The sequence below is a fragment of the Dehalococcoidia bacterium genome, from assembly GCA_028711995.1.
GTDB lineage: Bacteria > Chloroflexota > Dehalococcoidia > SZUA-161 > SpSt-899 > JAQTRE01.
In genome coordinates this window covers 1-25995 of the sequence record JAQTRE010000011.1, presented here as the reverse complement: position 1 = coordinate 25995, position 25995 = coordinate 1, and the positions used below count along the sequence as shown (strand labels likewise).

Genomic DNA, 25995 nt, shown 5'->3' with positions numbered 1-25995 from the left:
ATGAGCTTCAGCTTGTTGAGGATCGTCTTGAAATCTTTGGCGTGATATTGAACGCTCATACGGCCAGTCTTATCGATGGCTCGTCCGGGGAGCAGTATCCTTTCATTTCCAGAACCCGGTGCAGGAATCTGTCGATGGTGATCCAGTTCTCCGACCACTGAATGTTCGAAACTTCATAGTGCGGTCGGCTGGCTAGCTTTTGTTCTGTGAGCGTCGACAGTTCTTCGAGCCCGCCCGAAAAGCCGACATAGACCTTCCCTTGCTCAATCAGTCGGGGCAGCTGTTTCAACATATCGGCAAACTTCAGCTTCTCAAAGGTGATGATGGGACTGGAGGTAGCTTCCTTGCGCGCCCTGTCTTTAGCGTCTTCAAGCACTTTCCAGCAGTATTCCACATCGCTGGAGTTTTTTTCGGTGGCTCTCATCGTACTAATAATTTCATCCCAGGAAAGGACAACGACATCTCTTCCCATTCTTATCCTGGCCGGGTTGATCACCAGAACGGCAAACTTGATTTCCCAATCTCGATAAAGGGTAAAGGGTTGGACTTTCTCTATGACTTCGCGTTGGAGTCTTATCTGCTCAGAGAGTTCATCGGTTGAAGGATCAGCGAAGAATCTTGCCTCTATGACCAGACAAAGGTGTGACCATCGGAGAAACAGATCAGGTGCGGCAACCTGCTTGAACTCGCTACAGATTTTCTTGACCTCGGGGTGGAAAGCCGATCCATCCCGCAAAGGATCGGGGTCGGAAACGATCTCAAAATCATCGGGAAGCTGTGAACATGCTGCCAGGCCGAAAACCCTGTGAAAGAGCGGGCGCATCCCTGAGAAGTTATTGTGTAGGAGAAGATGGGTGAAGATTGTATTCACGAGGTATTTTTCCGATCTCGCAGCTTTGTCGAATCTGTAGCTGCTAGCCATAATTTACCCTCCCCTATCGCGGATGGCGTCTTTTTTGACAGACTCTCCAAACATATATATGGCAGTTTTGCCGCCAGTTTGCTGCGGGTTTGTTGTATTATACCCGAAATAGGGAGGTTTTACAGCAGGTATTATTGGGAAATCCCCTTAACCGTCACGCCATTCTTTTCCAGTTGCGGAACGGAGTCATTCGTCGATGTAGGGCTTAATGGATTGCCCGTCAGATCCACAACAGTTCCGGTGGTCAGTCCAGTGTTTGCCACCAGCGGAGAAATGTCTGCTATCTGATTGTTCTGAAGTTCGATCCGGGTGAGGCTCAAGAGCTCGGAGAGGGCAGATATGTCGGTTATCTGATTGTCATTGATCTCAAGCCATGTGAGGCCGGTCAGCGTAGAGAGTGGGGAGATGTCGGTTATCTGATTGGTGGAAAGGCTGAGTGTTTTAAGGCCTGCGAGTTCGTCCAGCGGGGAGATATCGGCCAAGCGGTTGCCCTTGAGGTAGAGATTGGTGAGGTTTGTCAGGTCGGAGAGTGCAGAGAGATCGCTGATCTGGTTTTGATAGAGCCAGAGGTGGGTCAGGCTGGTGAGACTCGAGAGTGCAGAGAGATCGCTGATCTGGTTTTTGCCAAGGGAGAGTTGGGACAATGCGGTAAGGCTGGATAGGGCGGAGATGTCGCTGATCTGGTTGTTCCAGAGATCGAGTTCCGTCAGTTTCACCAGACTGGAGAGAGGGGCAATATCGCTCAACTGATTGTCCCAGAGTTCGAGGTTAGCCAGGTTAGTCAGTCCGGAGAGGGCAGAGATATCGCTGATGCGGTTCTCGAAAAGGCTGAGCGAACTCAGTTTGGTCAGGTTACCTAGAGGAGAGACATCGGTCAACTGATTGCCCCAGAGATCGAGAAGGACCAGATTGGTGAGATTGGAGAGAGGGGAGATATCTTGAATCCCGTTCTTGTACATCCGGAGGTGGGTCAGACCGGCGAGATTTGAAAGCCCGGAGACATTGGTGATCTGGTTTTCACCCAGGGAGAGTTGGGCCAGGTTAGTCAGGCCGGAAAGTGCAGAAATATCGCTGATTTGATTCTTGATCAAGGAGAGTCCAGTCAAATTGATCAGACCGGAGAGCGGAGTGATGTCGCTCAACTGGTTATCCGCAAGGTCGAGACTGGTTAGCTTCGTCATCCCCGAGAGCGCAGCGATATTGGCAATCTTGTTCCCGGAAAGGGTGAGCGTGGTCAGGTTGGGACAATTCTCCAGGCCGGTGAGATCACTGATGCCTTTGCCGTCTGCAGCCAGGCCGGTGAGGTTTTCGAGGTTATATAAATAGATGTCCCCCTCGGACTTTCCGATGGCCCCTCTAACGATAGCCTCAAGGTTGGGGTCCGGGAAGGTCATTACTTTGGCAGGAGTAACGGAAACCAATTCGACCGCGAAGATGAGGGTGGAATTGGGGGGGATACTTCCCCTGTCTTGATCACCGTATCCCAGTTCAGGCGGAATGACCAGCCTGGCTCTGCCTCCTTCTTTCATCAGGGCAATCCCTTCATCCCAGCCGGGGATTACCTCGCCAAATCCAAGGGGAAACTCATAAGGGTTGCCGCTATCCAGTGAACTCTCGATCTTGGTGCCATCTGCCAAAGTGAGGGTATAATCAACCGCCACCGAATCGCCGACCAGAGGCATGGCGCCGGTCCCCTCCTGGATTTCAAGGTATTGCAGACCACTGGCTGTGGTGATGGTAGCCTCATCATTGTTTTTGTCGGAGTCATTCCCGCATGCTGCCAAGGCAATGCTCAGAATAATTAGGAGAACTATCCCTGTGCTAAGTACCAGCCTTTGTTTCATTTGAGACTCCTTTGACGACTCAATTCAGGTCTGATCGGGGCAAGAAGCAGCCGTGCGCTTCGAAACATACCCATTTTAGGTTCAATTATAACACAAAGATAAGTCCAAGCTGAAACACCTTATTTGGGGGAATCCTTTTTCTCTTCAGGAGATGCTATGAGTCGGCACGGATCATGGGAACCGGATGATGTCCTTTGTGTCTCCTCGGCTGCTCAGAATGACAAAATCAGGGATAACGCCTACTCGAAAAACAGCAGGTGAGGAACAATCTCGTTGTGGCGAGGAGGTTCCAATAATAATGTGGAGCCCCTGGCATGTTTCGTTCACTTGTGGGGATAAGCGGCGTGAGCCTGTTGACATTCTAGCAGAGATATATTATGATTGCACGTAATACAAAACCTTTATGAGGAGGAGTGTTCCATGCAAGCGTACTGTGTGAAATGCCGTGCCAAGAAGGAAATGAAAGATCCTAAGGCCATCACCATGAAGAACGGAAAGCCCGCAACACAGGGTGTGTGCCCGACTTGTAAGACCAAGATGTTCCGAATCGGAAAAGCAAAATAGCATCACAGAAAGTGCGAACTATGAAATGAAGGGGTGGGGGTCGGTGATGTGAAAGATTCCTGCCCCTTCACGAGACGGGATTGTCCATAAGAAGCGTTGATGAACATCTTTGCGGAGGTTCTTCAATGGGGGAAGGTTAGGGTATGGTCCTGTCCGGCAGGTTCCCGGTTGATTGAGTCGATCAGTTCTCTCGGAAGATTCAGGTGATTGGCTGACGGAGCTTGGCGGCTATTTCCTTGCACTCTGTCAGCAGGTCGTTGATATCGACCTCGTGTAATTGTTTGGCAAGTTGATTACCTTCATCTGACTCTGCGGTTTCAGCGGCAAAGATATCCATTGCCGAAAGTCCACCGGTTTTCTTCTCTTTTGGCGGCTCTTTCAGCGCTTCAGGGGGGGCTTGTGGCAGGCCCTGAGGTAATGGGGCCGGAGGGATATCAGGCAGTGCCACATCCCCTTTCGTAGGGCTGATTGGACGTTCCGTCAACTTTGTATCTGCTATGATTCCGCCGATTTCCTCAGGCTTTTCGGCATCTTTTGACTTCTTTTTCAGTTTGTCTGTTAGGCCCATTTCAACCTCCTCTTGGCGGGTCTTCCCGCGAGTGCTCAAGGTCGAAGTCTTTCATCCCCCGACGCTGCCGAAAACCATCGTTACCAGATAGGGTACAATGATCAAGCATATCCCTGACATGCACATGGTGATGGACAGGTTGTAAAAGAACTTGCACTTGTGTCCCCCTTCAGCCAGCTTGGGCGCCATAGCATTGACTACAGTCAGCACGATGATCACCGGCATTACCAGCGAAGTCAGTAATTGCAGTCCAGCGAAGTTAAAAGAGAAATAACCCCCTACGGCAGAGGACGACGCTGACCCGGGGATGTCCATCTCAATGTTCATTATCATGGAGCCAAATCGCATCATGACCTCGGTCACAAAAACCAGAAGCAGTACAACTGCGCCGTGCATGGCGAAAGTGAGCATTCCAAAGGGCTTGGTTATCAGTCTTCTTCTGGCTCTCAAGAGATCCAGTTTTACGGCATAAGCAGAAGCCCGCTTGCCGGCATCTTCTGCACCTGCGCCTAAGGCCATGGCATCACGGAACATGCCTACGCTTCGGTTGACTACTACGCTTCCCGTCTCCACTACAAATCGTTTCCAGCAGATGGAAGGCATAATGCCTATTTCCAGCCGCTTCTTCAGGTGCGTAGTCCCTTCTCTCAGAACAGGCATGGCGCGCAAGTCCATCCGGCAGATGCCCTCCGTGACAGTGGCGCCTATGGCAGTCGTTACTCCTCCCAGCGAGCGCAGGAAAGCTCCTATCTCACCGTCCCTTTTAGCGATCAGCTTGTCATCCTTCACCGCTACATGGCCTATAGGGAAGAGGATCAACCCGCCTATCAACATTGCCCATCCCATACCGGCATCGCTTGCCAGCAACAGAAGCGCGACAACGATTGAAGTAGGAATGAGCGCCATCATCAAGAGTCGGATTTGCTTCTGCTCGGCGGAGCTCGGTTGCTGGAGCGGTACCTGTTCTTTGGGGGACATCAATGATATGAGCCATGTCCCCCCGATGGAGATACCAATAGTGAGCCCTACCAGTCCCAGGGTGAATATCCGGTCCGTTTTGTATATCATGGTTGAGACGACGCCGATGATGATCACCAGAACAGCAGAGATAATCAGCGCGCTGAAGGCATCAGTCCACAGTTTCAAGGTGTCCAGTTTACGTTCATATTGGTCGCCGTAGCTGGTTCCAAAAACATCGGCCTCGCGGCCGAAGAACTCAGATTCGCGTTCGCCGGAACTCATCGACCCGGACAGGCGGAGCAACATCGTGCGCACCATTTCGTCATCCACAGACTCCCCTTCCAGCCGGCATGCGTCCGCATAGTCATAGCCGAGGTGAACGGCTATGCGCTGGATTTCTTTGAAATACACTGCTGCCTTACCGGAAAGCTGAGCAGAGTAATCGAAAATACGATCCCGGCTGATTCCCGCCGTAGAAATGGCAGCCATGTACGACAGCTGATAGAAAAGGTCAAAGTACAATAGCTCCTGGTTGCTTGTACTCGATACCCTCTTCTTCTGGATGATCTGCTTGCCGGAGGCCAGTTTCGGCAGGTTTACTTCATCGGAAGTATTCTCCTTAGAAAACCCCTTCCTTGCGCGCAGTGTTAAGGACCCCAAGAAGCTCATAGAAATCAGTAACCCCTTTTTCTTTGTGTAAGCGCTCCAGAATTCTGGCTCTTCTGTTGAGTTCGTTATAGATGTTTCGTTTCTTTTCCGGAGGAAGCCCTCTCTTTGGGGCTATCTTCTCCTCCAGGATGTAACTGTTCTTATCCCCGGGAAACTCGAATACGTCTTTTGACTGGTTCCACATGAAGGTGTGGATAAAGGAGAAAGAGTTTGATACGGAATCATACCCTACGATCTCACTGATGCTGATGACGCGTCTGGCCGATTTTCCGCTGGGCAGTCTGACTGCGCATTGGATGAGGACGACGTTCAGGCAATCGATATAAGCCTTGGGGACATTGATGGGGTCCCCGGTGAGACGCTGGATGAGTTTCTCCACGGAAGCAGCATGGAAGGTGGCCATCACGCCGTGGCCGGTTTGCATAGCCTGGAAAGCGATCAGTCCTTCTGCGCCTCTGATCTCACCGATGACGATCATATTGGGCCGTTGCCGCAAGGCCGCCTTGAGTAAATCGAACATGCCGACTGCGCCCCCTCTCCCATCCTTGGCCTCTCTGGATACCTCGCGAATCCAGTTTTTGTGAGGGACGACCAATTCCGGTGTATCCTCGATGCTCACGATCTTGGTTTCAGGTAGCAGGAAAGCGGTCAGGGCATTGATTGTGGTTGTCTTTCCGGATGCCGTCTCACCGGCGATAAACACATTCAAATCATGCTCGATTACCAGAGACATATAGGCTGCCATCTGATAGGTCATCGTGCCGAATCCGCATATTTCCATGATGCTGGTGGGAGTGCCCATAGCCTTTCGAATGGTAAAGTTGGTTCCCCTTCTGGAGACATCTTCGCCGTATACGATATTGATTCGGGAACCATCCGGAAGAGTGGCATCTGAAATGGGGCTGTGCAGCGTAACCGGCCTTTTGGAACGTTCGGAGAGTCTCAGGGCAAAGTTATCCAGCTCTGGCATGTTGTTAAAGGATATGGCGGTCTTCACGCTTTTGAATACCTTATGCTCGATGAAAATACGCCCGAGCCCGCTGCAGCTGACGTCCTCGACATAGATATCATGCACAAGAGGTTCCAGGACACCTACCCCAACTTTCTCCCGAACGACGAGATATTTGACCGCCTCGATCTCGTCAGGCGTCAATTCGATCCTGGTCTTGGCTGCTCTGGTAAACAATCTACTTCTTCCCGAAGATGCGCCGTTTTTTTTGTCCTTGGATTTGTCGCTTTTCCCAAACCACTTGCCTTTGGATCCGGTGAGCTTGTCTTCTCCGATGGTTACCCCATTATTCCCGTTGCCGTTTCCTTTGGCATTGTCTTTGGCGTCTTCTTTAGACGACTTGCCTGTTTTGCTGACCTTGGAATAGCAGATCTTGTCCAGGGCTCTCAGGAAACCTTGTGTCTTTTCCTCGTCCGTATCGAGGGAATCAAATTCATCGGTATAGTCCAGCAGGGCTTCTTCGATCTTGGGCATGATCGCATCGATGTTGATGGTGAGACTGGGCTCAACGGAGACGTAGGTATGCCTTTCGTCCGTAGGTTCAGGATAGATGTGAACGAAAACCCCTCCCTCAACCGGGTAAATCAGATTGGGATTCTTCTCATCGGAAAGACTTCTGGGAAGCGTCTCATAGTATTTTGGAATACCGATTTCCTCAATGGGCAACATGTGCAGGTATTCCAACAGGAAAGGCTTAGCCCTCGATGCCTCTTTTAGTCCTTTTGGCAGCAAGGGGTACAGCCCGGCGTCAAGAAGGTCTGCACCTTTCAAATCGACTTTCTTGGCTTCAAATGGCAACAGAAGTTCGGGCATTCTTACTCCAATATAAGATGCAGGGATAAAGGGTCTGCGGTGCTTCCGAAAGACTAACCCTTGGTCCCCGATCCTTGATTCGCACTATACTTGCGCCTTGGACACAGGAATGATTCGCATTCCCCATCCAGGCTCTATCTCAAAAGCCACTATATTGCCCGTGTTTCGGGTAGCGCCTCTTATCTTGCTTACTTCGAGCACTTTCAGCAGCTTGTCTCCCAGCTGCTCAATTCGCAGGTTCAGGTGAGCGTCACACATGGAGCGCACACGCACCAGCGTACTTTCGCTGAAGGCGTATGCATGGATGACGATGAGAATGGTCTGGCCCTCGTTGCAAAGATTCTTGCAGTCCTCAAAAAAGGCAATGGTAGATTCCACTGGCACGTTGGTAACAAAAGAGGTCAGAGAGTCGATGATGATCATCTCGGCATCTGCTTCACGGTGAAAGGCCTCAGACATGATCTTCAAGGCGAAGTTTATATCGACCCCGCCCTTTGCCAGTTGGACCGGATACACCCTGAGTCGATCCAGCAGGAGATAATCGGTGACATGCAGCCCGAGGCTATCGAGCTGTTTCATCAGGTTCTTGATGGTGCTCTCGGTACTGAACAGAGTGACCCTGCAATCGGTATTGAGAGATCCCCAGATGATTTGCTGGGTAAGAACGGATTTACCGGCATCCGATTGGCCTTCTATGAGCGTCAGGGATCCCTTGGGAATGCCGCCTCCCATCTTTCTATCGATCTCGGCGCTGCCCGAGGTGATCAGTTTTTCTTCTGCTTTTGCCTTTGTTGTCACGAGCGTTCTCCCGTATCTTGTTGGAATTCCTGATTGCCAACCGGATTGGGCAATCGCAAACGGTCAATAGACCACACACCGTTTATCACAACCTTGCCAACAGGACGGTGGCGTCATCATCCTTGCCGTGTTTGATCAGAATCTTCTCGGCGGCTGCCTGCAGATTCTGGACCGGCAGGAATTCGGAGAGGTTGAGCCTGGAAGAAATACCGTCACTGAACATGACGATGATATCCCCGACGTGAAAGGGATACTCCATAGCGTTCACTCTTCCCAGGTTACAGCCGACGATCCCATTCATGGATATCAGATGCGATACCTTGATCCCTTCTGTCACTGCTCTTGTGACGATTCTGCTCTCGATGTTTCCGACTCCCGCATACTTGAGCGACTGGGTCTGCCTGTCAATTGAAGCGATGCCGATTACAGCGCCTCGGCTCCCGCGCAACTCCTGATGGCATCCCTTTATCAGCGATACCAGGTCCTGCTGCAGATGACTGGCCAGAAACGCTGTGGTTTTGTTGGCAGCGTCATTTGCTTGCTCCCCATGTCCCAGTCCATCGATCATGGCAAAGAGCACAGTGCTCTCGTGCTCACCGACAAAATAGGCATCGCCATTTGAGGTTTCGTTTGCCTTCGGTCTGGTTGCTATTCCTAAATCCATATCTCCTCACAGCGGGTCAAATGGCTAGGCTACAGGCTGCCTTGCCGACATGGCAACGCTTCCGATGAAGTCATTTGCTTTACTTGCCACCGGCATGCGAACCGTGATATGCATGCCATTTTCACCGCTAACAACATCAATCGCACCGCCGTTTCTTCTTATGATGCTGGCGGCGATGTTCAATCCGACGTCTGATTTTGCCATCGGCAGACTGAATATATCCGGACGTTTGGCCGGACCGTTCTTGCTGGAAATGATCTTTAAGGCCACAATCTCTCGTGCACCACTCTCATCGATGGTAGTAGAGATCATTAAACTGCCGCTGCCCTGGATGATATTAATGGCGCTGGCAATCAGGTTCACCAATGCCTGCTGCATTTCGACGGGATTGACGTTTATTTTGACCGAAATCCTGTAGTTGGTCTGAATGGCAACAGAGTCAAGCCTGACCGCATTCCTCACCACGTCGATGGATTCTACCAGGAGGTCGTTCAAAACGACTGACATTCTGTCATCTGTCCGCTTGGCCATTTTTCGGGAGTACAGGAATGCCGTCTTAAGCATCTCTTGTAACTGTGTTGCCTCTTGCATGACTATCTGTGAGAGCTCTTTGGCTTTGCTTATCCCGCCCTGGGCCATCATATTCGTGTATGCGGTAACCGATTCCATTTGAATCACCATCTCGCTGGTCATACCCAGCAAGATCAGGCCAACGCTGGCCAGTTTCTCCATCTCCTTCACCCTGTCGCCGCCCTCAAATTCGGCAATCTGCTGTCTATGTTTCTCCATATGCGTATGGTAGAACATGGCGTAGTTCATCATGATTTCCAGCAGTGGCTCCGTAGAGCTATGAAAAGCGCTCATGGCCGACTCGCCGCTCAGTTCGTTGACGATTCTGCCCATGGCTACAGAATGCATGCTGGTGACATCATCCGGGCCAAGGCCTTCACTCATGAATTCCTTGCTCAGTTTGGATATGCTGAACAAGGCGTTTTCACTGTGAGTCTGCACATAGTTGCGCAACGCCTCAGTGTATCTGGCCTGCAATTCCGGAAGCCTATCGCTGTTCATTGTTCCTTACCGCATCTCTTGATAAATTGAGCGCCGACGCGAAGGGTTTGTCATCTCAATCCTGTCTATAGATTCTCATTCTGATCCACCCAATCCCCATCCCTTTCGATCTCTTTTCTTAATAGAGCCAACCCTCTTTCGAGATCGAGTGCCGTTTGAATCCCTTTCAGTCTCATACCGAATTCGGTGAGGGTAATGGCAACGTCAGGGCGAAGTCCTACCAGCACCGTCTTTGTGCCCATCATCTTGGCCATAGCGGCTGTTTCGACCAGAATTCTGGTAATAAAGCTATCCACCACATCCACGGCGGTGATATCGATGATGAGCCCTTTGGCGTTTGTGTGTTCTATCTTGCGCAGGACGCCATCCTGGAACGACAAAGCCAGTTTGTCATGGAGGGCAACCTGGATAGAGGTGATCAGGAAATCATCGATTTTGAGTATGGGTATTTGTTCTACTTGCAGCATGTAAGTCCTCCTGTCATCGGGCGGCCCTTTTCACCTCAAAGCCCAGTTTCTTGAGGCCAAACATCAATCCGTCGCGGAGGGTTCTCTTGGTGGGGAATGAATCCATTTCCAGGCCGAGGCGGATCATGGTTTGGGCTGTCTCCGGTCTGATACCGGTGATGACGCACTCGGTTCCCAGCATATTGGCGGCTTCCACGGTCTTGATGAGGTGATTGGCGACCTGGGTATCGACGGTTGAGACGCCGGTGATATCGAGGATGACCATTTCGGCTTGAGTCTCGACGATGCGTGAGAGGAGGACGTCCATAATGGTCTGGGCGCGGTTGCTATCCACCAGGCCGATGACGGGCAGAGCCAGTATCTTATCCCAGACCTGGATCACCGGAGTGGAAAGCTCTTCCTGACTTACCGTGAGCGCTCGATTGGCCGCCAGTAGTTTTTCTTGAGACGCTTGCAGCTCATCATTGGCTGCCTCCAGTTCGTGAGAGTATACCTCAATTTCCTGATACTGCGCCTGAATTTTTTCCTCGGCCTGTTCTTGCTCCGTGACATCCCTTATGACTGCAAACCACATTGTCGGGATGCCTTTGTTATCTTTTACCACACTGTTGGCAATCGATATCGTGAGCTGATTGCCGCCTTTGTTAGTGATGAGCATCCGTATGATCCCCACCGGCTCTCCGGCCATGAACCGTTTGATCCCGGCGGACATCTTCTCTGCCTCGGCCGGAGCAGTCAGTTGAGCAATTATCTGCTCAAACTGAAGCCCTATAATCTCCTCCTTCTTGAAGCCGGTCATTTTCAAGAGAGCTTCATTGATGTCAATTAATCTCCCCTCAAGGTCAAAGACGCAGAATCCATCGATCATGCTCTTGAGCAATCCCTCGCTGAATGCCCTGGATTTGGCCAGTTCATCGAGCCTTGTTTTGAGCTCCTCGTTCTGGGCGTCCAGTTGCCGGTTTCTTTCCTGTATTTCCTGCTCCATCCGTTTGTGCTCGGTAATATTCCTGACAATGACCATGTCTGCCCTGGTTCCGTTGTGATTGACTTTCCCCAATCGGACTTCCACAGGAACGGTCTGGTTGTTTCTGCCAACAAGCTCTATGCGATAATTGGAGGCACTTCTCCTTTCTGATATCTTGCTTTCATACTCTCGCCTAACAAGCTTCTGCCATCTTGGAGCGATGACCTTTAGATAAGATTGCCCCATAAGACCTGTCGTATCATATCCGGTCATTCGGGCAAATGTGGAGTTTACAAACACGAAAATCCCGTCTATGATGATCACCAATCCGTCATCGGCCAGGTTTACCATTGCGGCATAGATGCTATCCAGCTTCGCTGCGGGCATATCTGAGCCATAGTCTCTAAAGGACGCACCCTTCACTTTTGGATTCGCTTTTGTTGCTTCTTGTTGTCGCATTTTACCCCCTGTTTTTCCTTCAGTATTGCAGCATTCCGGACAATCATCTCTTCCATTTGCGGATGGTTATGGTGGTTCCCCTGCCAACCTTCGACTCGATCTCAAATTCATCCATCAATCGTTTGGTTCCCGGCAAACCGATGCCCAGACCACCCCCTGATGTGTATCCATCCGTCATCGCCCAGTCAATATCGGCAATGCCGGGGCCGCTATCTACGGCAACAATCTCCAGACCGTTCCTGTCGTTCTCACTGAGCCACTGGAAATTGACGACTCCCTTGCCGGCATAGACGACGATATTCCTGGCCAGCTCTGAAACAGCAGTAGCAATTCGGGATTGATCAACTATCCCCAGTCCGATCTCGGCAGCCATTTGTTTTGCCGTTGATCGGGCAGTGACGATATCGTATTCATCCTTGATCAATACGCTTTTTTCGATATCCATCCCTTCACTCCTTGAATGTTGAATGCTTGATGGGCCGCTCCGAACTGCTGAAGGAAAAGCCGCTCAAGTTCCGATATATCCCCGGGCAGGAGATATCCTGCTTTGCTCAACAGAACTCCTCATTGTCCATCTCGATCTCTTTTCTTAACATAGCCAATCCTCTTTCGAGATCGAGAGCAGTTTGAATTCCTTTCAGTTTCATGCCGAATTCGGTGAGGGTAATGGCGACGTCAGGGCGCAGTCCCACCAGCACCGTCTTTGTGCCCATCATTCTGGCCATAGCGGCTGTTTCGACCAGAATTCTGGTAATAAAGCTATCCACCACATCCACGGCGGTGATATCGATGATGAGCCCTTTGGCGTTTGTGTGTTCTATCTTGCGCAGGACGCCATCCTGGAACGACAAAGCCAGTTTGTCATGGAGGGCAACCTGGATAGAGGTGATCAGGAAATCATCGATTTTGAGTATGGGTATTTGTTCTACTTGCAGCATGTAAGTCCTCCTGTCATCGGGCGGCCCTTTTCACCTCAAAGCCCAGTTTCTTGAGGCCAAACATCAATCCGTCGCGGAGGGTTCTCTTGGTGGGGAATGAATCCATTTCCAGGCCGAGGCGGATCATGGTTTGGGCTGTCTCCGGTCTGATGCCGGTGATGACGCATTCGGTTCCCAGCATGTTGGCGGCTTCCACGGTCTTGATGAGGTGATTGGCGACCTGGGTATCGACGGTGGAGACGCCGGTGATATCGAGGATGACCATTTCGGCCTGAGTTTCCACGATGCGTGAGAGGAGGACGTCCATAATGGTCTGGGCGCGGTTGCTATCCACTAGGCCGATGACGGGCAGCGCGAGTATCTTATCCCAGACCTGGATCACCGGAGTGGAGAGCTCTTCCTGACTTGCTTTGAGTTTCTCCACGGTGTCTACCAGCTTTTCTTCCAATCGCTTCATCTTGCTCACGTTACTCAGCAACACCATCTCTCCAACACTCTGCCCATACGCATCTTTTATCGCCGCCTCAGAATAGATCAGGGGCACTCTGTTGCCGTCCCTGTCCAAAGCTTCTACATCTATCCCTGAGGCAGGATTGCCGTCTTTGGAATGTGCTACCAGTTTTCCCTTGACTTTGGTTATCGATTCCGGGGTAAGGAGATTTAGCTCCTCAAATATCTCCCACTTGGGTCTTCCGAGGAGATCATCTGCTTTCTGTGCCACAAATTGCTCGCAAGCTGAGTTGAAGAAAGTGAGTTCCTCCCCTTTGTTGAATGTAAGCAACATCTCCGGGATGCAGCATACGATGCTCTCATAGTAGGCGGCGATATCTGCGGCGGCTGCCTCGATCTTCTTGCGTCCGGTGATGTCCATGTAGCTGCCGATGGTCGCTTTTCGGCCCCCGAACTCGATAGAGGCCACCTTTTCATAGGCATGCCGGATCGATCCGTTTTTGGTGATCGTCCTGAACTCGTATCCGTCACTGCGTTCGCCTTTGAGTGAGGCGATGGCGTCTGCCCTCACCCTCTCTCTATCTTTCGGATGAACCACTTCATGGGGCCCCATCTTGAGTAATTCGGCCTCACTGTATCCCAAGGCTCTCTGAAATTCGGTGTTAACAAAAATGAATATGCCATCCTGGACGATATAGGTTCCAATCAGAGAACAGTTGGCGATGAGTCTATAAGTCTCTTGTTCGCGCTTGCGTTTGGTATTGTCTCTCAGAATGAGCGCATCGGCTATCTTGCCTTGGTATTCAATGACCCCCGTGCTTACGTCAACGGGCAGAATCTCACCATCCTTGGTGAGGAGATCGATCTCATAAGTTGGCTGCAGTTCTTTTCCCCACATTCTGCCTTCATAGCGCTCTTCTATAATCTTCAGTGAATCGGGTGTGAGCACCTTGGTAAAGGATTCTCCTTGAAGTTCCGCATCGTCATACCCAACCATTCGAGCGAAGTTCGGGTTGACAAACTGGAGTATGCCGTCCTGGGTGACGATGATGCCATCATTGGCCCGCTCCACCACGGCAGCATACAGGCTCTCCGGTTCCGAACGGAGCGTATTTGGGGCTTGCCCCTTCGACTTCTTCGCGCTCACTGTGACACTTTTCCTTACAGGTCCTTTTTGCGGCATCTTGTTCCCTCTCTCCTCTTAATGATTCGGGGAAACCCCGACTGAATATTGTTTAATCCCCGGGTTATTTTTGAGAAAGGCTTCTCTTTATCGGAGGCCTTTCTGTTATCCTCCCGCGGGACGATTATTGACCTGTCTGCCGTTCAGGCTTCCATTTGCGGATGGTCACCGTGGTTCCTCTCCCCACCTCCGACTCTATCTGGAATTCATCCATCAACCGTTTGGCACACATCAAACCTCCGCACAACCCGCCTCCAGAAGCGCAGACGCCTCTTATCGCCAATTCAATATCGGCAATGCCAGGTCCGCTATCCACTGCCATAATCTCCAGCCCATTGTCTCCAGAATTGCCCAGTAAATGGAAACTGATTACCCCGCTTCCGGCATAAGCCATGATATTACGAGCCAGTTCCGCGATAGCCGTAACGATGTGGGCTTGCTCAACAATACCCAGCCCGATCGTGGCAGCCATCTGTTTTCCTGTTGAGCAGGCGTTGATTATGTCCGATTCATTTTTGATTAGTACGCTTTTTTCCTCATTCATTTGCGCCCTCATTGAGGGACCGCCTCAAAGGCGAGCCAGCCCAATCCCTGAAATCCCACCTCTGCCCAGGCATGAGCTTGATTGGCATAGACAACTTGTTGTTGCTCTCCGTCATCCGGCTTGATGTAGTAGCCCGCGGCCAGCCTTGCAGGGATGCCGGATGCCCGGGCTAGGATGACAAAGGCGGAATTGAAGTTACTGCAGATACCTTCCTTGGATTCAAACAGAAACCAGTCATTCGGCTCCCAGTTGGGAGGTGCTTCTTGGTAGTCCAGCCTATATTTATATCTAACACGTAGGAATTCCTCTATTGCCCGGGCTTTCTCAAACGGGGTGGGCATATTTTCGGTGATACGCCGGGAGAGGTCCTTCACCCTGTCCGAGATACTGTCCGGCAATTGCAGGCATCGTGGATCCACCAGGGTTGCGGTTTCATTCAGCACATCTCTGTTGAAATCGCGGTAGCTCTGGGATAGTGAAGACGTGCATAGAGGGAGCCTTTTCACGTCATCGGAGGACCGGTTGACGTTCTGAAGCTGGCCGGCGATCTTATCCAATTGCCACTCCTTCCCATCGTAGGTGATTCCCAGGGCACTCCTCAGGTACCTGGCATCGGGGGACCTTTCGATCATGAATAGCGGGGTATTTGCAGGAGGCGCAGTTCCCCGAAGCGAAATCGTCATTCCCCCTTGAGCCCCGTTTTTGGAATCGACAACTCCGATTACAACGGATGCCGTTGCCATCAATATCACCAGTACTATTAGAAGGCCACGTATTTCTCTTCTCATTGTTTTCGCTTCGCTTCCTTAATTGCCGATCGCGAGCCTTTAGGGTGTCCCGATGAAAATAGCGGAGGCTGAGACACCGTTAGGTGTGGCTACCGTTATCGTATTGGTTGTTCCTGCCAGTATGGTTGGCGAGAGCTGCATTCGAATCACCATCTCTTCATCCGGATTGAAAATCCCCGATTCAAAAACCTCCGGAGTTCCTGTGCCGGCATCCATGTAAATTCCCTCAACAGTCCATTCGTTGTCGGCCGGAGCAGCTTCGGCATAGGGAACCCTTTTGATAAAAATGTCATTATTCGGATCGTCATGGTATTGGATGATCACGTCCCATTTTTCGAAGGATCGCAATTTGGTTTCTCCCGTATTCTCCAGTGTCAATTCAACTATGGCTCCGGCATTTTGAGTTTCAGCACCCATCGAGGTGATTTCAGTTCTGGCGATGTCTCCCGAGTTATCCTCCATTTGTCGCCACGCTATGGAGATCTCGTCTGTCGAAGATAGCGATACCTGAGATAGAGTGAGCGCCCCGAACAATATCAGGGCGATACAAACCACAGCAATAAGTATCGTTTCCATCGATAGTCATCAGCGCACATTTAAGATGCCGGACCGGCAAAAATGGCCGAAGTCGAGACCCCGTTGGGGGCCGATATTATCACCTGATTTGTCGTATTAGCGCCGATCGCCGGAATGACCTGCAGTTGAATGATCATCTCCTCACCGGGATTTAAAATCCCCGGTTCAAGCATTTCCGGCTCGCTGGCGCCGGCATTCAGATAGATACCTCGACTTGTCCATTCATAGTTTCCCGGAGAGCTTTCGGCATAGGTCAGCCGTTCGATATGACCGGTAGAAGGGTCAGGTGTGGCGGTTATGCTCACCGAATCCACAAAGGCATCCTCATTCTGGCCGGTCATACGTCCGCGAAAACGAATCCTGAAGTCGCTGACGGTATAAGGAGTAATGTCAATCACCTCATCGAACCACTGGTTCTCCTCCGATGGGGTGGCATCCCCGTCGAGCTGGTCTATCGGGTCCCAGGCAGTACCGTTCCAGATATCCAGCGCCAGATATTCCCCTGCATCCAGGCCGTTTTCAATGAACCAGGAGAAACTCAAGGTGTACGGCACCCATCCGCTGGTCTGGCTGAAATCGATGGCGTCTTTTAAAGTGAGAATCGAATCGGCATCTGCGTCATCCACGTGTGCCGCATAGCTGCCCTCGCTGAATCGCTCGGTGCTGACATCCCAGTCGTTGTAGGCATCCTGTGTCCAGTTGTCCAGCGTCCCGGTCTCAAAATTATCCGCCAGGATTTCGATGATCTCACTGGACGAGTGGTCGTATTGAAGAATGACGTCCCAGTGGTCGAAGTCCGCTATCTTGGTTGTGCCCTCATTCTTCAACGTCACGTTGATAATCGAGCCCCCGTTCTGAGTTTCAACGCCAAGGGATGAGATGCGGGTTTTTGATATGTCGGCTGACGTATCTGCCCGCTGTTGCCAGGCTGTGGCGATCGTATCCGTCGAAGACAGGGAGACCTGAGAAAGCACCAGCATGGCAAACAATATCAGGCCGATGGCGAATATAGCGACGATTGCGTTTTCCATAATCAGCTCTTTTTGTTTGAATTGGCCTCAAAGTAAAGGCGTATCGCGATACGCCCCTACAGGCTGAAATATATTTCGTCGGAAATGCCATTGGGAATGATCACTTTCATCAGGTAGGTCGTCCCCGCTGCCATTCCGGAGCTGGCAAAACTATCCGCGAATACAATCGTTATCTTGAGGGTTTCCCCTCTGCCCCACTCGGTGGCGGTGTCCTCAATCGTATCTTGCCAGTAGGGGAATCCACTGCTTACATAGTCATCATGGGATATTCTTTGAAAATTTCCCTCGGCGCCAAAGAAAACGTCACAGCCATTGACGGCCAGTATGCGTGAATCGCCCACATTCTTGACCCAAGCGAATACGTCAAAAGAGCCATTGCCGTTCACATCATTCCATTCGCCGGGACTATCCGGGTCGTACTCGCTGACGGCGTGGACGATGCTAACCTGGCTCTTAATGCGATCATCCACCTGTGATGCCATGCTCACAACGGCATCGCTTCCCTTGGTGATTGCTGGGAAAATGCCGTTGAACATGACGGTCACGCATACCACCCCGGCAATGATGAGCAGGACGGTGATTATTGCTTTGTCCACGGATAGCCTCCGTCTTCATTAAAGAGGGTGGAGATGATGGATGATTCAGTTTGGAATTTCCCCCCCAGAAGGCTATCGAGTTGGAGCAGGACCAGGATAGAGGCGCCCATTGTCACCGGCCCCTCCGGCTTTTCGCCTTCGGCCAAGCGGATGATCTGGGCAATAATTTCTTTGTGAGTTTCGGGGAGATATCCTGCCGTCCGATATATCTCCACAATGGCTTCCACCTTCTCCTTGCCGACCTTCTTGATGCTTCTCTCTACCCATCTCACCAACCCCACCAGGGTCAGTAGATTCATTTGCTTCCCGTCAACAGCTGGAATTCCCTCCTCAGGTGTTTTTGTGTCCCTTGCCTCAGCTTGATAGCTACTGCCGTCTTTTGACTCAGCTCCAGGCCTTCTTTCATCTTGCCTTTCATCAGACAATCTTGCGCCTCTTGCCTCAGCTCGATAGCTACTGCCGCCTCTTGAGTCAACTCCAGGCCTTCTTTCATCTTGCCTTTCATCAGACAATCTTGCGCCTCTTGCCTCAGCTCGATAGCTACTGCTGACTCTTGGCTCACTCCAATTCCCCCTGTCTTCTCCTTCTGATTCGTCGAAGCGCTCTCTTCTCCCCGTTGCTCTCTTTCGCGAACTGGCCACCGGTCGGGCAGAAGGCCCTTCGAAAATCTCAGCTCCAGCGCCAGGTGGCTGTGATCCGGGCATAGATTGTCCGCCCCACTGGGAAGGCTGTGAGAATTGAGCGGCCGGGCCAGGTGAAGCGGCTATTTCCGGCTGCACCGGTTCTTCTGGAAGCGGTGCAGGAGTTGCCGCCACTGGTCTCAAGCGTTCTTGTTTCAATGCCTGCCTTTCTCGTTCCAACTGATCCATAAGGGCTTTCAACTGGCTGGTTCCTTCCTGGATATCTTCCATCTTGGCCCCTTTATCCTGTTCCTGTTCATTCCTTTCCGGGGGCTTCTCTGTGACGACTTGTTCCTTGCCCCCACTTACGTTTGTGTTAGTGCTGCTCGTGGCGCTATCGGCCCCCTCACCTTTTGGGGGAGAGAGGTTCACCATCTGGAAGGGATTTTTATAGTAGGATAGAACATGCTCTCGAATATCGATGAGCACGCTCTGCACTTCGTTCTTTAATACCTTTAATTCGCTTTCCAGCTCGTCGATTTTCTTATTGGTCTCCACGATTTACTCCCGGAGATTTCCCAATTGCGCTTCTAGCGATTCGTTTTTGAGTTCTGGCTAACAATTGACTGCCGACCCTCAATACAGGCGCATTACCGGATCAAGATAGGCTGGCGTTCGCTTCTCAATCAGCAGTGTGGCTCCTCTGGGAGGCATCACCTGCAGGTGAAAAGCATCATTGCTCTTTAGATGATTGGTATTGGAGTCAATAAAGGGATCGGATATCCCGGAGCCATTGGAATAGGCAGACCCATCGTAATTCTGCAGCCAGACCGTGATGGTTGCCTTTTCCGTGTTCTCCAGCAGGTAGTCGTCGTCCTCTTCGATCCCGGCCACGATTTCCACTGTCCATGCCACGTCATCAATCACTTGAACTCCATCGTCATAAGCGATCATGGTGACATTGTTGTTGTTGCCGCCAGTGGTCAGAATTGCTGCGTTCACGTCATCCACATTGATGACCGTGGCGCCCGGGTCCGCCACCGCCTTTATCCCGATCGATTTTACGGTGTCTGTGCTTAAAACAGTGGCAACTGACAGATCAACAGAGACTTCTTGCCATACGTTGGCAGTCAATGCCGGTATGTCGAGCGTTCCTGTTGCCACCGGGGTTGTTCCTGCTGCATCAGAGCAGAGAAGCAACTGAATATTCCCTGCCGTTTGGGAAAGGCTCGACTTAATCCAGAGTTGTACGCGTGCCGCCGTGACGGCATTTTCAGGTGCTGGCGCGGTGTAGGCGTAATATGCCGCCAATCCGGTGGTAAATCCATCGGCCACCGTCAGCTTGACGCTGTTTGATCCCTCTTTGGTATCCGCAGAGTCCAGAGCAGCGGTAACATTGGCGCTTGCGGTCCAGTTAGTCTCGCAATCGCTGATCACGGCGCTCCCATATGTCGCCGGGGGGCCAGCCACCAGCGCTCCGCTGGAATTAAGATGATAAGGGGGCGTCAGGTCGATTGCCTTGGCGGAGTCCAGAGCGTTGGCGACGATGAACGACAATTTGGTTACGCACTCATCTCCATTGGTAGTACCGGTGTAGCCGATGACATTTCCCCCTTTGATGCTCATGGTCGATTCGGCCGTCCCAATTCCGGAATGAATGGTTTCCTCTGCCTTCTGAGACGAAAACAGGCCCGCTGAAAGCACAGTGTAGGCGAATACAGAGGCTACCACTATGAATGCGATCAGAATAATCGCCGTCTCCAATCCGGTTATACCCCTTTGATCACGATGGATGCTGTTGATGAGTTTGTTACACATTTCAACCTCGTTCCGGTTACGCCGTCTCCGGCAAAGTAACACTAGCTCAGATTCATTACCGGGCTATAAACATCAGGAGTGACCCTTTCTATACGGAGTACTTCTCCATTGGGCGTTTTCACCTCGATGGTGAATGGGGCGGATGTCCCTAATTGAGGACTGAGCGCGTTTTGCAGCAGACCGCAGTGTCCGTTGTTATCCGCCCCCAGGGTAATACGAAAGTTCTCGCCGGATTCCAGAAGCGTGTCCTCGTCGCCGGGGCCGTATTCGGCAAAGCTCCATGTGAGATCATCGACTCGTTGATCGGCATCAACGTACGAGATCATCACGGTATGGATCGGGGCCGTCTCATCATTCAACTTGCCATCGGCATTGGCATCCGGGGTCATAGCGAAATTCACCGGTTCTGCGCCATCGGCCAGGGCTACCGTAAAAATCATCTCATCCACACAGCCCTGAGCGGGATCGGCTTTAGCCAGCACGGCTCCCCTGAGCTGCAGGGTGCTGTTTTGCTCTGGGCCGGCAAAGACAATTGCTTTATCCTCTTCATAGAAGAATGTGCCGTAGGCGACCAACGCTGATTCTCCCAGCAAGGCGACCAGCATGAAGGATAGTGCCAGCCGGGTGATGCTTTTTCCCTTTATGAATTCTGCCAACATAACTTTCTCCTGCTTCTAAGTACTTCAGATACAGACTTCCTGTTGTTCCGGACCCCTCTGAATTCAGAAGGAACCCTTTCCTTGACTCCATCGGTACGCGCCCACTTCGGCCGGAATTTCTCCAAGTCTATAGGCTACCTTCTATCGTAGGGTATTACCCAATCTGCCTCAATGATGGCAACTTGAAAGTTGTGTGATGGTACACATGCAGAATAATTGATGAGTGCACCCCCACCTCTAAGTGAGCGTTTTGCCTTTGCAAGTCGGCAGTCCTGTCAGGCATTTCCGGTGGGCCAGCGCTTGCTTGCAAAGAGAGGCATTATCTTATCCGTTCATGCTTCGACAAGCTCAGCACGAACGGAGATCGTTTCAACAAACACTCAATTCGGAGCAGTTGTAATGGCCCCTTTTTAAAGTCCCCTGCCGCTTTCCCCCGCTTTGCGAAAGAGGGGGATTAACGGGGGAGTTCAATTCATCGAACAACTCACCACTTAAGCCGCCTGCTTTTTACAGAGCAGGGGGCAGGGACAGAATTCCTGCCCTGCCCCCTCCAAACATCCTAGTAGGTTGCTGTGTTCAGTTGTTCCTGTTTTCTTCTACTGCAGATCCATCACTGCATCCAAGAAGGCGGGGGTGGTTCTCTCCAAGGTGAGAACGGCTCCCTGTTGGGACTTGATTTCCAGGGTGAACTGGTGATTGATATCCACCAGCCTGCTGGCAACCGCATCGGCATCTGTGAAGAAGGCTGAGTTTGCGGCGGCATTCAGGTGGAATTCGTTTGCGTCGGGATGATCTATCAGCCATACAGTGATCATGGCCTTCTCGCCGGGTTGTAGCAGATTATCCTGGCTGGCCTGCCCGATCCAATCTATCGTCCAGGCGCATTCCGGGAAGATGTTGTACTGATCCCTGAAGCTGATGACGGTCTTGTCATTATAGCCGGAGGCGGCCAGGGTGGAGGGTGAATCCACTGTCGTTGCCGTGTAGTTGGGTGTCAGATCGACTGGCTCTCCTCCCAGCACGTTGGCCACAGTGAACTGCAATCGGGTCACACAAGCGCCGACAGTGATCTCACCATCAGCACTGGTATGCACGTCCTCGGCAGCCGTCTCATGGGCATCGCCGGTGTTACTGGCATAGGCGGTTATCCCCCCCCGCATCTCCAGTGTGCTCTGGGTTTGCTGCAATCCGCTGTAAACCGCCTCGCTGCTCTTCTCCGAGGCAAAAAGCCCCGCGGATAGAACGGTATAGGCAAATACTGCCGCTACGACCACAAAGGCGATGAGAATGATGGCCGTTTCCAGGCCGGTGATGCCCTTCTGGTCCTTATATATCTTACGCATCAGTTTTGTAAGCATCTTTTCCTCCTTAGTAGATTGAACTTCTGGGAAAGACTATTCTTTGGCTAGTTCAGGTTCATCACCGGGTCGATATGAGCCGGCAGCATTCTTTGAATGACCAGAGCGGCGCCGGTCGGCGGTTTCAGCTCGATATTAAACTTGGTGTATGCGCTCATGTCAGTGGCGAGCACGTCGGTGAACATGCTGCCGCCCGTTAGAGATGTGCAGACGATCTCAAATCTCTCGCCGGGGTCCAGCAGGTTATCCGCGTCGGCATCGCCCAGCTTGATGACCGACCATGCGAGGTCATCTATCCTCTGATTGCTGTCAGAGTAGGACAGAACCACCACATTGGCGCTTCCAGCCGCGGCCAGTCCGGCAGCATTGGTCGGCGGGGTGAAGTTGATCGGCTCCCCGTTCAAGGCGTTCTGCAAGGTGAACTTGATCCATCCCACATGATCCGTGTCATCCGGATCCTGGAAGGCCATCACCGGCCCCGTAAGCTTTATGGTGCTCCCTGTTTCTTTCAAGCCGGAATAGACCGCTTCAGTGCTTTTCTCCGAGGCGAAAAGCCCGGCCGATAGAACGGTATAGGCAAACACTGCCGCCACTACTACAAAGGCAATCAGGATGATGGCTGTTTCCAGCCCGGTGATGCCTTTTTGATTCTTTTGCATCCTTTTTAGGAATTTCATCATTTTATTTCCTCCCTCTATTCTTCCCGGAATGTGAGTGCCGGGGGTCGGAGTCTCTTTATCTTTCCCCATTACAAACAGCCTTCGGCTCATGCTATCCCTAGTTCAAGCCATCCACCTGGGAAACGATATCCGGCATGGTCTTTTCCAAGACCATGACTGCTCCGGTCGGCGGTTTGATTTCGATGGTGAAGGTTCTCCCTGCGGTGACTTTGTTAGTGTCGTCATTACTATCCTCGGTGCTGTTTACATAACTCAGGTCTACGGTGATCAGGAACTGCTCGCCGGCGTCGAGTAGCTCATCGGTATCGGCGTGTCCGATGGGAGTGGCGGTCCAGGCCAGGTTCTCCAGGTACTGGAACTGGTCGCCGTAGTTAATGATCACTTTGTGAAGCTGTGAGGTCTGATCGTTCAGGTTTCCGTCGCCCTCAGTATCGGCAGTAGTGTCACAGATATCCGTGGTGTCGGTGAAGTCGATGGATTCACCGTTCAGGGCGTTCACCAGGGTGAATTGGACTGAGTCTGCATAGCTGACGGGCTGCTGATCGATATCCTGGAATGCCTGGGTCTCGATGCAATCAATATTGACCGTTTCAGTTGATACCCAGGTGGCTGTTGTTCGCACAGCTATAGATGCGACGGCATTATAGTTGGCGGTCGTTCCAGACAAATTGACAGTCACATGATGCCAAGTACCGTCCAGGTTGGCTGCAGCGATTGCCAGGGTCTCTCCGGGAACGGCGCCAGCGGTATCTGTACACAGGTCAAGTACTATGGCGCTACCGCCAAGTGCACTGACATCACTGCCGGTTATGATCCAGAAGCTGACGCTGGTGCAACCGCTCAAATCCCAGGTTCCCGTAGCAGGAACTGCATGATGGGCCTGGATATTTGCGCCGGTTGCCGTCGTTATTTGCAGGCTATTGTCATGTTCTATGACAGGGTCAGTCTCTAGGACGACCGCGCCAACGTCCGCAGTCCAAACTGTCTCGCAGTCATCAATCATGGACATTCCCTTGGTAACCACGCCCCCCTTGAGCTCTAGCGTGCTCCGGGTTTCCTTCAATCCGCTGTAAACTGCCTCGCTGCTCTTCTGTGAGGAGAAGAGGCCGGCGGACAGGACGGTATAGGCAAATACCGCGGCGACAACCACAAAGGCGATCAATATAATGGCTGTCTCCAGGCCGGTTATTCCCTTCTGGTTCTTGTATATTCTTCGCATTAGTTTTACCAACATATCTGGTCCTCCTTTCTTTCTGATCTTCTTGTCTAACCCTGTAAGGGCGTCGGGTCTCTTTCCCGTTCAAGTGTCGTTATCGTAATCGGTACACCTCCCTGGATCGAGTTTAGGTGCTATTTTAGCCCAGGGCCTGGTTTTGAAGGGCCCTGGCGTTGATCTCTTTTTACATATCATCCCCACCTCCGTTTTCAGAGTAAGTCACAGGCAAACCATCTTATTGAAGGATCATCACCGAATCGATGTGCGGCGGAGTAGTTCTTTCTGCGGTCAGCGATGCTCCCTGGGGTGGCATCATAGTTATGGAGAAATCTGTATTCTCCTGGAGGTCCGGGTCCAGAAGCGCCTCAAGGCCGCTGATGGTGATCTGAAATTGCTCGTCATTACCCAGCAGGTAGTCCGGGCCACATGCTCCCAGCCGTGTCAGCGTCCAGGTCAAATCATCATGCTTCTGGTCTTTATCCAGGTAAGAAATAACCACCTTGTTCTGGCCCGCGGTCAGTCCTGAGTTCGGAGTGAAATCAACCGGGTCTCCTTTCTGGGCCAGCCTGACTGAGAAGGTGATCCGATCCACACATCCGGTGCCTTCGTAGGCAACGAGGGCGCCATCGACAATGATGGTGCTCTTGACTTCCTCCAGTCCTTTATAGACCGCTTCGCTGCTCTTCTCGGAGGCGAACAGACCGGCCGAAAGAACGGAGTAGGCGAACACTGCCGCCACTACCACAAAAGCAATCAATATAATGGCCGTCTCCAGGCCGGTAATCCCCTGCTGGTTCCTGTATAGTCTGTTCTTCATGCCAATCTTCCCCATGTCAAAATCAACTGGACGAGGGATTATCATATTCCACAGGCTTGAATTTACTATCATTTGGCCCGGTTAAACACCGGGCTAGCCCATATTTTCCCAAGGTTTTATCCCCAAATTTTCCTAGGTGCCATCCCCCACAGGATTTACATGAATCTGCCTAAACAAAGATGGGTGGCTCCCCCTTAGCAAATCTTGCCCAATCGGCGTATCGTGTAGGTAATAGAGCCCGATTCAGGGATCAGATGGATGAGAATCATCAATTCCCATCAAGAGAGCTACCTTTTAGTTAGGATATAGATTGCGCCGAATGGGAGCCTGTTGATCCCTTGGAGAGGGAAATAGGCTTAAGGCGTTTGGAGCATTTTGTGGGCCGGATGCCCGTCAAGAAATTTTGGGTCACGTCGGTGGATGTTGATGTCTACCCCACTTTGAGCTAAAACGGAGGAACCAATGATAGATAATGTTAAGCCAGGGGTTGCGGATAAAGAGACGATTGATCACACGAACGATAGTGTTGTCAAGAAAATTAAACTCCTTATCGTAGAAGAGCAAGAGATATTACAAGAGGCCTATAAAGCTGCTTTCCCGGCAGAGCCTACCATTGAGCTGACGGGAATATCCAGCGACGCCAAGCTGGAAGTCATCATCGCTATGCTGGCGGCAATGCAACCGGATGTGGTGCTTCTGGGAACCAAGATGCTTCAGCCGAGCACCATCAGGCAGTTGGAAGTTATCCGCGAGCAGTACCCCAATATCGGAATCATCCTTCTCTCCACGCTTTATGATATTCAAGGAATTAAGGAATTGAGGTAATTCACCAAGAAAAGCTCCAAAGGATGCGCCTTCTTGCTGAAGCACTCCATAGACAGGATCGGTCAGTTGACCCAGGTGGTGCATGCCGTCACCGAGGGCCAGGTCATTCTGGACTCAGTGGTCA

Annotated in this window: 27 protein-coding genes; 2 read left to right on the top strand and 25 right to left on the bottom strand. The window is 51.6% G+C overall.

Translation table 11 applies throughout. The annotated features are described in order from the left end of the window. Nucleotides 1-55: 55 nt before the first annotated feature. Together PHV74_03330 and PHV74_03325 are read right to left on the bottom strand one after the other, a co-directional pair. The gene (locus PHV74_03330; protein ID MDD5093399.1) at nucleotides 56-922 is read right to left on the bottom strand and encodes a hypothetical protein; all 867 of its coding nucleotides are present in this window, start codon (nucleotides 920-922) and stop codon (nucleotides 56-58) included. A gap of 131 nt (nucleotides 923-1053) precedes the next feature. Then, nucleotides 1054-2766, bottom strand: a complete 1713-nt coding sequence (locus PHV74_03325) for a leucine-rich repeat domain-containing protein (protein MDD5093398.1) — start codon at nucleotides 2764-2766, stop codon at nucleotides 1054-1056. Between the two features lie 420 nt (nucleotides 2767-3186). Between PHV74_03325 and PHV74_03320 the strand changes: the two genes are divergently transcribed. Further along, a complete protein-coding gene (locus PHV74_03320) occupies nucleotides 3187-3330 on the top strand; it encodes a DUF5679 domain-containing protein (GenBank protein MDD5093397.1) in 144 nt (47 codons plus the stop codon). Between the two features lie 199 nt (nucleotides 3331-3529). On the opposite strand, the gene PHV74_03315 is transcribed toward PHV74_03320, so the two are convergent. The 23 genes from PHV74_03315 to PHV74_03205 all read right to left on the bottom strand — a co-directional run bounded on the left by PHV74_03315 (nucleotide 3530) and on the right by PHV74_03205 (nucleotide 25046). Next, nucleotides 3530-3898, bottom strand: a complete 369-nt coding sequence (locus PHV74_03315; GenBank protein MDD5093396.1) for a hypothetical protein — start codon at nucleotides 3896-3898, stop codon at nucleotides 3530-3532. 51 nt (nucleotides 3899-3949) lie between these two features. After that, nucleotides 3950-5527 carry a hypothetical protein gene (locus tag PHV74_03310; GenBank protein ID MDD5093395.1) on the bottom strand — a complete coding sequence of 526 codons (1578 nt, stop codon included), beginning with the start codon at nucleotides 5525-5527 and terminating at the stop codon, nucleotides 3950-3952. Then, nucleotides 5478-7349, bottom strand: a complete 1872-nt coding sequence (locus PHV74_03305) for a type II/IV secretion system ATPase subunit (GenBank protein MDD5093394.1) — start codon at nucleotides 7347-7349, stop codon at nucleotides 5478-5480. Before PHV74_03305 ends, PHV74_03310 begins: the two co-directional genes overlap by 50 nt. 84 nt (nucleotides 7350-7433) lie before the next feature. Then, nucleotides 7434-8147: an ATPase domain-containing protein gene (locus PHV74_03300; GenBank protein ID MDD5093393.1), complete on the bottom strand. Its 714-nt coding sequence runs from the start codon at nucleotides 8145-8147 to the stop codon at nucleotides 7434-7436. An 85-nt stretch (nucleotides 8148-8232) separates the two neighbouring features. Next, entirely contained in the window at nucleotides 8233-8811 is a 579-nt protein-coding gene (locus PHV74_03295) for a SpoIIE family protein phosphatase (protein MDD5093392.1), read from the bottom strand. Nucleotides 8812-8835: 24 nt separating this feature from the next. Next, a complete protein-coding gene (locus PHV74_03290; protein ID MDD5093391.1) occupies nucleotides 8836-9882 on the bottom strand; it encodes a phosphatase RsbU N-terminal domain-containing protein in 1047 nt (348 codons plus the stop codon). Nucleotides 9883-9947: 65 nt separating this feature from the next. Then, nucleotides 9948-10349, bottom strand: coding sequence for an STAS domain-containing protein (locus PHV74_03285; protein ID MDD5093390.1), 402 nt, complete (start codon nucleotides 10347-10349; stop codon nucleotides 9948-9950). Between the two features lie 13 nt (nucleotides 10350-10362). Next, nucleotides 10363-11772, bottom strand: a complete 1410-nt coding sequence (locus tag PHV74_03280; GenBank protein ID MDD5093389.1) for a PAS domain S-box protein — start codon at nucleotides 11770-11772, stop codon at nucleotides 10363-10365. 43 nt (nucleotides 11773-11815) lie between these two features. After that, on the bottom strand, nucleotides 11816-12217 hold the full coding sequence (locus PHV74_03275) for an anti-sigma regulatory factor (GenBank protein MDD5093388.1): 402 nt from the start codon (nucleotides 12215-12217) through the stop codon (nucleotides 11816-11818). 106 nt (nucleotides 12218-12323) lie between these two features. Then, nucleotides 12324-12710, bottom strand: coding sequence for an STAS domain-containing protein (locus PHV74_03270; GenBank protein MDD5093387.1), 387 nt, complete (start codon nucleotides 12708-12710; stop codon nucleotides 12324-12326). 13 nt (nucleotides 12711-12723) lie between these two features. After that, on the bottom strand, nucleotides 12724-14307 hold the full coding sequence (locus PHV74_03265) for a PAS domain S-box protein (protein ID MDD5093386.1): 1584 nt from the start codon (nucleotides 14305-14307) through the stop codon (nucleotides 12724-12726). 160 nt (nucleotides 14308-14467) lie between these two features. Further along, on the bottom strand, nucleotides 14468-14887 hold the full coding sequence (locus PHV74_03260; protein ID MDD5093385.1) for an ATP-binding protein: 420 nt from the start codon (nucleotides 14885-14887) through the stop codon (nucleotides 14468-14470). 8 nt (nucleotides 14888-14895) lie between these two features. Next, a complete protein-coding gene (locus PHV74_03255) occupies nucleotides 14896-15675 on the bottom strand; it encodes a transglutaminase-like domain-containing protein (GenBank protein MDD5093384.1) in 780 nt (259 codons plus the stop codon). Between the two features lie 39 nt (nucleotides 15676-15714). After that, nucleotides 15715-16251: a hypothetical protein gene (locus tag PHV74_03250; GenBank protein ID MDD5093383.1), complete on the bottom strand. Its 537-nt coding sequence runs from the start codon at nucleotides 16249-16251 to the stop codon at nucleotides 15715-15717. Between the two features lie 20 nt (nucleotides 16252-16271). Further along, the gene (locus tag PHV74_03245) at nucleotides 16272-17282 is read right to left on the bottom strand and encodes a hypothetical protein (protein ID MDD5093382.1); all 1011 of its coding nucleotides are present in this window, start codon (nucleotides 17280-17282) and stop codon (nucleotides 16272-16274) included. A 56-nt stretch (nucleotides 17283-17338) separates the two neighbouring features. Further along, complete coding sequence (locus PHV74_03240; protein ID MDD5093381.1) at nucleotides 17339-17878, bottom strand: hypothetical protein; 540 nt, start codon at nucleotides 17876-17878, stop codon at nucleotides 17339-17341. Beyond that, entirely contained in the window at nucleotides 17863-19056 is a 1194-nt protein-coding gene (locus tag PHV74_03235; GenBank protein ID MDD5093380.1) for a hypothetical protein, read from the bottom strand. Before PHV74_03235 ends, PHV74_03240 begins: the two co-directional genes overlap by 16 nt. Before the next feature lie 78 nt (nucleotides 19057-19134). Beyond that, complete coding sequence (locus tag PHV74_03230; GenBank protein MDD5093379.1) at nucleotides 19135-20316, bottom strand: hypothetical protein; 1182 nt, start codon at nucleotides 20314-20316, stop codon at nucleotides 19135-19137. Between the two features lie 41 nt (nucleotides 20317-20357). Then, complete coding sequence (locus tag PHV74_03225; GenBank protein ID MDD5093378.1) at nucleotides 20358-20975, bottom strand: hypothetical protein; 618 nt, start codon at nucleotides 20973-20975, stop codon at nucleotides 20358-20360. 596 nt (nucleotides 20976-21571) lie between these two features. Further along, complete coding sequence (locus tag PHV74_03220; GenBank protein MDD5093377.1) at nucleotides 21572-22333, bottom strand: hypothetical protein; 762 nt, start codon at nucleotides 22331-22333, stop codon at nucleotides 21572-21574. A 47-nt stretch (nucleotides 22334-22380) separates the two neighbouring features. Continuing rightward, complete coding sequence (locus PHV74_03215) at nucleotides 22381-23013, bottom strand: hypothetical protein (GenBank protein MDD5093376.1); 633 nt, start codon at nucleotides 23011-23013, stop codon at nucleotides 22381-22383. Nucleotides 23014-23110: 97 nt separating this feature from the next. Further along, complete coding sequence (locus PHV74_03210; protein ID MDD5093375.1) at nucleotides 23111-24247, bottom strand: hypothetical protein; 1137 nt, start codon at nucleotides 24245-24247, stop codon at nucleotides 23111-23113. A gap of 217 nt (nucleotides 24248-24464) precedes the next feature. Then, nucleotides 24465-25046 carry a flagellin gene (locus tag PHV74_03205; GenBank protein MDD5093374.1) on the bottom strand — a complete coding sequence of 194 codons (582 nt, stop codon included), beginning with the start codon at nucleotides 25044-25046 and terminating at the stop codon, nucleotides 24465-24467. Between the two features lie 462 nt (nucleotides 25047-25508). On the opposite strand from PHV74_03205, the gene PHV74_03200 reads away from it, so the two are divergent. Next, nucleotides 25509-25871, top strand: a complete 363-nt coding sequence (locus PHV74_03200; protein MDD5093373.1) for a hypothetical protein — start codon at nucleotides 25509-25511, stop codon at nucleotides 25869-25871. Nucleotides 25872-25995 lie beyond the last annotated feature (124 nt).